Genomic DNA, 2,303 nt, shown 5'->3' with positions numbered 1-2,303 from the left:
CCACGCTGCCAGCGATCAAATCGGCAGCCTGACTGCCCCAGCGCTTCCACTTAAAAACTCCGGATCCCTGTCCGAACAAACGGTGCCACCTCTTTATATCGAAGATGCGCAGTTAGATGGATTCATCATAACCGGGACGCTTATGATAGCGGATTGGGCGTATCTTGGTCGCAGGCCCAGTGCGTCATCTGCGAAACCACCATCGGGATCCGTTTGATCGACTGCTGATCGCCCAGGCCCTCACCGAACCATTGCGACTGCTGTCGGCGGACGAACACGTCTGGAAGTATTCCGACCTCGTCATTCAGTTTTAGGGCCCACAGAAACTTCGGCAGTGACGGCATAGCCGCCGAGGGCGGCCCGATTTGACCGCTCCCCCAGCGTCGCCGATCTTTGAGAATGCGACGCCGTAGCAGGACAGCTCGGTCCCGGCTCCTGATTGGTCTAGCCTTTCCGGGTGTCCGGCCACGATGCGCAGGCCGCCGGCCATGCGCCCCCTGCGCTCTGACGAACGCAGGCGCGGCTTGGCGATGCCGCGCCGCCCGACGCATTGCGCACTCCTTGCGATACGTCAATCCCCGCCAAGATTTCCCTCCTAGACTTATACAGGCCTGCGCGCCCCGGGGGCAGGCCTGTCGATTGACTATAGGAGTTCCACCATGCCAGACCAGACCGATCCCGCCTTCGAGCTCGCGCGCTTTGCCGAGCAGTCCGCCCTGCGCATTTGGCTGCGCTGGGAAGAATCGCGCCAGATGCTGCTCAGGCTCCGCCTCAAGGCCCTGGACGAGAACATCAAAGGCGCCCGGCAGGCGCTCGCCCGCATCAACGATGCCCCCGACTGGAACGTCTTCCATGGTCTGCCCCCTCAAATTCTGGCCGCGCAGGTCGAGCGCAACGCCGCGCATGCACGCGACTTTGGCGGCCTTTACATAGAAATGGCCTCGGCCTTCATGAAGCACCTGCGCGAGTCGACCGAAACCTGGCAGGACTACCAGCGCAAGGTCATGGTTGAGGGAGGCGGCTACGCGCCCTTCGCGGAATCGGCGCGCGAGATATTCGACAACGTCGGCCGCCTGATGGCCGTCCCTACCCCAGACGCGCAGGCCCAGGCACGCGCCGCCGGTGCGGCACGGAGCTGACGAGATGGCCGGACAACGCATTGCCCTGGTGACGGAAGGCATTGGCGGCCTCGGCGAAGCCATTGCCGTGCGGCTGCTGGCGAATGGCGTGCGCGTCGTGGTGACACACTCCGAACACAATGACCATGTGGCCCAATGGTTCGGCGCGCAACGCAATGCCGGCCGCGAGTTCACGGCTTTCCCGGTCGACGTGACGGACTTCGCCTCTTGCCTGCGCTGCGTGTCGCACGTGCGCAGCGAGGTCGGCGACGTCGACATTCTGATCAACAATGCCGGGGTCACGCGCGACCGGACCCTGCGCAAGATGGACAAGGCTGACTGGGACTTCGCGCTGCGCACGGACCTCGACTCGCTCTTTCATATGACGCGCCGGCGTTGTCAACTTGGCGGGTGCGTGACGTTATGGGCGCCGGGGTCGCAAGCGCTCAGAAAACAGTCGAGGGATTTTGGGTGCACTCGGTCAAGTGATGACACGCAGCGAATCTCGCAGCGAGTTGTTTGCGATAAAGCGAAGCGCGCAACAGATGCCGTTTTGGGCGCGAAGTGTTGTCGGATTGGGCCGAAGTTCGACAGGAATACCTGTGTGCGCTTCGGGTCGCGAAATCCGCGCATGCGACGCTCGCGTTCGCGGGTAGGCTGGTGGCTGTTCTCGGCCCGATTGTTCACCCGAGCAGCGGCTTTGACGAACACATGGTTGACGTTCGCCAGTTCCGCGCAACGATGCGGAAGCCATTGTAGAAGCCGCGAGCCGACCCACCAGCATCCCGATGCGGAAACGGTACGCTTCATTGAAGCTCGGCGGGTAGATCACGATCCGCGGATCTTGTCACTGCTCAGCGAACAAAGGCGCGCACTTAAAAAATGCCTGGCCGGGTTGGTGGCTTTCGATCCGACTCAATAAGCGACGCGTTATCGGATAAAAGCCGCAGTGGCCAGTTGGAAGCGCAGCAGCAATCTGGAAAGCCGACGGTCAAATCAGGCATGCCACGGCTCAATAGATGGAGGCGCAGGCTTGGGAAGCTTCAGGCAGGCTAGTTCAAGCAGCAGAGGCGTGAGACCGAGCCGCGATGGCGGATTCAACCGGTCGTCGCAACACCTTTGATGGAGGAGGTGTTTATGGGGCGACCAGCGGGGTGGATGCAGAAGTTGACAGGGCGAGGAGCG

At 62.0% G+C, this 2,303-nt stretch carries 2 protein-coding genes and 3 pseudogenes; 4 read left to right on the top strand and 1 reads right to left on the bottom strand.

Going from position 1 to position 2,303, the window contains the following annotated elements; translation table 11 throughout:
- The 4 genes and pseudogenes from A3A5_RS44905 to A3A5_RS38885 all read left to right on the top strand — a co-directional run.
- The coding region (locus A3A5_RS44905) for a hypothetical protein (protein ID WP_232431382.1) at positions 1 to 217 on the top strand (217 nt) is incomplete at its 5' end.
- Positions 171 to 314: pseudogene (locus A3A5_RS44900) on the top strand (PIN domain nuclease); the annotation flags it as partial. The gene A3A5_RS44905 and the pseudogene A3A5_RS44900, both read left to right, overlap by 47 nt.
- Positions 315 to 659: 345 nt before the next feature.
- Positions 660 to 1,139 (top strand): hypothetical protein, encoded by a 480-nt coding sequence (locus A3A5_RS0118280; protein WP_018311990.1) that lies wholly within the window; start codon positions 660 to 662, stop codon positions 1,137 to 1,139.
- A 4-nt stretch (positions 1,140 to 1,143) separates the two neighbouring features.
- Positions 1,144 to 1,500: pseudogene (locus A3A5_RS38885) on the top strand (SDR family NAD(P)-dependent oxidoreductase); the annotation flags it as partial.
- Between the two features lie 64 nt (positions 1,501 to 1,564).
- On the opposite strand, the pseudogene A3A5_RS41735 reads toward A3A5_RS38885, so the two are convergent.
- Positions 1,565 to 1,850, bottom strand: a pseudogene (locus tag A3A5_RS41735) (IS6 family transposase); the annotation flags it as partial.
- Positions 1,851 to 2,303: the final 453 nt, after the last annotated feature.

Origin of the sequence: Cupriavidus sp. UYPR2.512, assembly GCF_000379565.1 — a bacterium.
GTDB lineage: Bacteria > Pseudomonadota > Gammaproteobacteria > Burkholderiales > Burkholderiaceae > Cupriavidus.
This window is presented reverse-complemented; position numbering and strand designations above follow the sequence as displayed.

What these genes read in the sequence shown, in the direction of transcription:
- A3A5_RS0118280 (WP_018311990.1), top strand. Translation starts at nt 660, where the DNA reads ATGCCAGACCAGACCGATCCCGCCTTCGAGCTCGCGCGCTTTGCCGAG.